The 3,211-nt window shown below is 47.3% G+C and carries 3 protein-coding genes; all 3 read left to right on the top strand.

What is annotated here, in order from left to right; genetic code table 11:
- The first annotated feature begins 154 nt into the window (after positions 1 to 154).
- On the top strand, positions 155 to 1,402 hold the full coding sequence (locus ACYQ1N_RS07530) for a tyrosine-type recombinase/integrase (protein WP_459834503.1): 1,248 nt from the start codon (positions 155 to 157) through the stop codon (positions 1,400 to 1,402).
- Complete coding sequence (locus ACYQ1N_RS07525; RefSeq protein ID WP_459834501.1) at positions 1,402 to 2,361, top strand: tyrosine-type recombinase/integrase; 960 nt, start codon at positions 1,402 to 1,404, stop codon at positions 2,359 to 2,361. Before ACYQ1N_RS07530 ends, ACYQ1N_RS07525 begins: the two co-directional genes overlap by 1 nt.
- On the top strand, positions 2,348 to 3,211 hold an 864-nt coding region (locus ACYQ1N_RS07520; RefSeq protein WP_459834499.1), incomplete at its 3' end, for a tyrosine-type recombinase/integrase. The genes ACYQ1N_RS07525 and ACYQ1N_RS07520, both read left to right, overlap by 14 nt.

Genomic DNA, 3,211 nt, shown 5'->3' with positions numbered 1-3,211 from the left:
TTTAATGCCGGGTAATTAGTTATGCCGATAAATATGTGATGAAGCCTGTAAAATCGCCACGCCAAACAAAAAGTATCGGTCTAATTCTAAGCTACTTCATCCTTTCTGATATAGTGTAGGTGATAGCAAGTCACCAACCACAGAAAGGAGTCCTATGAAATTTGATGAACAAGGGTTCCGTCATCTCGTTGACGAAACCATCGCCACAATCATACGGTTAGGCACAACGTCCCATGCTGTGCTTGACCGTTACAAACGCTTTACTGAAATGCTGGTAGAACACTTAAAAAGTCTGGATCAGCCGTTTGAACTGACACTCTGCCTTGAATTGGTCAATTCTCTGGATCACGACCCGGCTTCTTTGCTTAGTGCATCCTATGTTGATTGGAAAGCACTGCACAGGTTCGTCCATCTGCTGGCAGAACAGCAGGCCGGAACGCTGACAGAATGGCGTCATTATCTGTGTTTCACCCCGGAACTTCCTGAAACTGATGAATATAAAAACCTTCTTGTTGAATTTCAGAAAGTTATGAAAGAGGAAGGCAAATATCCGGCTACCATAAAGTCGTACAGTTCTATAGCCCGCAGGCTTCTTCTTTATCTGGAAAGCGTAGGTATTACAAAGTTTTCCGATGTAAGAAACCAAAACCTTCTGGACTATTTCCAGACAGACCGGTTCAAGAACCGAAATCTGAAAGGGTTCCAGACGGAATTGTGTGTCCTGAAAAAGTTCCTGCGGTTTGCGACAGATGCCGGTTACACAGCCTGCAAGACCCTTCCGTATGCTCTGCCCAAAATCCGCCAGTCCAGAAACAAGATCATTACTACGATTGACGAAAAGGTAGAGGCAGCCCTTCTGGAAGATGAGCCGGACAGCCTTGTCAACAAGAGGGATCAGGCGATTCTCCTGTTGGCGCTGCACACCGGTCTCCGAAGCTGCGACATCCGGGCATTGAGGTTCTGCGACATCGACTGGGAAAAAGAGACCATCCATATCCGCCAGAAAAAGACGGGCGTTGACCTTGAGATTCCCATAGACAGCGCTACACAAAACGCCATTATTGACTACATCCTAAACGAGCGCCGGGATTGTGAACAGGAATATATTTTTGTCACGTCCGTAGGCCCGATAAAAAAGCTGGCCCGCAGGCATTACAGGATGAAATACCGCACACAGGGAACGGAGTCCTATGAAAATCTCCCGCACGATGGCCTCCACATTTACCGGCGCACTTTTGCGTCGCGGCTTTTGCAGTCAGGAACGCCTTTGCCTCTCATTTCCGAAATGTTAGGGCATATCGACAAAAACTCTGTCCGCGTGTATCTCTCAACGGATGAAGCAAAAATGAAGAGGTGTGCGTTAGATATCTCTCTGATCCCTTGCCGAAGGGAGGAATACTGATGTACGCAAGTAAATTTGGCCCTGTCATGGAAGAAATGCTTACCATCCGGCACCGTTCCGGCTTGCAGTTAAAGTTTATTGGGTTTTTCCTTGACGACTTTGATACTTTCTGCGCCAGAGAGTATCCAGAAGCCACCCTGCTGACAAAGGAGATTGCCGAAACATGGATTCACAGCTCCGATTCTCCATCCCGGCACCACATGGCGCGGCGGGTCTTGACAATGAAGCATATCGGGGAATACCAGCAGTCACTTGGCTTAAACGCTTATGTCCCGAATTACCGGATTAAGAGGCCAAAGGCAGAGGAACCCCATCTGTTTACGGATGAACAGCTTGCACTGTTTTTTGAAACGGTTGACACAAAGCTGATCCCAACAGAGACATATCCGTATAAAGACACGATGTTCCCGGTATTCTTCCGGCTGGTTTACTGTTGTGGCCTCCGCAGCTCCGAAGCGTGCAACCTGAAGGTGTCAGATATTGATTTTCCCAAAGGGACGATCTGTATCTACCAATCGAAGGGCATGAAAGACAGGGAGCTTCCTTTGTCGGATGACCTTCTGGATTTATGCTACCGTTTTGACCGGTATTACCAGAAGCAGTTCCCTGACCGTACTCATTTTTTCAAGCCTAACCAGGAACGGGAACACATGACAAGCGGTGATGTCAGCAAGATTTTTCAGGCCATACTCAAAAAAGCAGGGTTATTGGAACTGCCCGGAAAAAGGTTTACAACGCATGGTCTCCGCCATCTCTTTGCCGTTCAAAACATTAAAAAATGCGCTGACGCAGGAGAAGATTTCTATAACTGGATTCAGTATCTTTGCAGGTACATGGGACACAAGCACATCCGCTATACTCTGTACTATCTGCATATCACCTCACAGCTTTTCCCAGTCTACCGGGAGAAGCTGGACGCCCTTGAGAAAGGAATCGGTGTGGTCTATGCGGAAGAATAAACAAAAGCCGAAAAAGATGTTTTTCATCTACACAAAGGATTTTTTCAACCACTTGCGCTCTGAACTTCATAGCGAACGGACAATCGAAACTTACTGCCAGTCACTGAACGCTTTCCGCATCTATCTCTACGAAACCTACTCAAAAACTGTTGACCAGATCACGACTGATTTTGTCACGGAAGAAGTTATCCGCGGATTTTTGAGCAGCGTTGCCAACAGCAACAGTGTTGGCACACGAAATGTCCGGCTGTCCGGGATAAAGGCATACCTGAAATATGCCGCTACCCGTGATATGGAGCTTGTACCCCTGCAAATCAGCATTTCTACTGTGAAGCACAAGAAAACGTATCCGAAACGCCATAACTGGCTGGATAAGGCAGATATTGAACTGCTCCTCGCGCAGCCGCCCCAGACAAAGATAGGGGTACGGGATCGCTTCATTATCCTGTTCCTGTTCTCAACCGGGGCGCGGCTTGCTGAAATGCGTTCTGTCCAGTTAAAAGACGTCATTATAAATGAAAAGTATCCGTACATCCGAATCACCGGCAAAGGAAATAAGCCGCGTATCGTTCCCATCCCGGAGGATTCTTTTCTAAAAAACTACAAGTATTACTGCCATCTTTACCATCCCAAAGAGAACCCGGACGATTACCTTTTCTATCCGACTGCAAAAGGTGGCAGAGAAATGATGTCTGAGGACAACGTGCAGCGCATTCTGAAAAAGTATGGGGACGCCGCCCACTGTTCCAATCCAAAGCTGCCTTCCATTCATCCACATCTTCTCCGACATTCCTATGGAGCGCAGCTATACAGGCTTGGGGTCTCTCTCCCGGAGATAGCAAAACTTCTT

It is taken from the genome of Howardella ureilytica, assembly GCF_054657495.1.
This window is presented reverse-complemented; position numbering and strand designations above follow the sequence as displayed.

Bases quoted from the DNA above. Each gene is read 5' to 3' on its own strand.
- ACYQ1N_RS07530 (WP_459834503.1), top strand. From the start codon at position 155: ATGAAATTTGATGAACAAGGGTTCCGTCATCTCGTTGACGAAACCATC.
- ACYQ1N_RS07525 (WP_459834501.1), top strand. From the start codon at position 1,402: ATGTACGCAAGTAAATTTGGCCCTGTCATGGAAGAAATGCTTACCATC.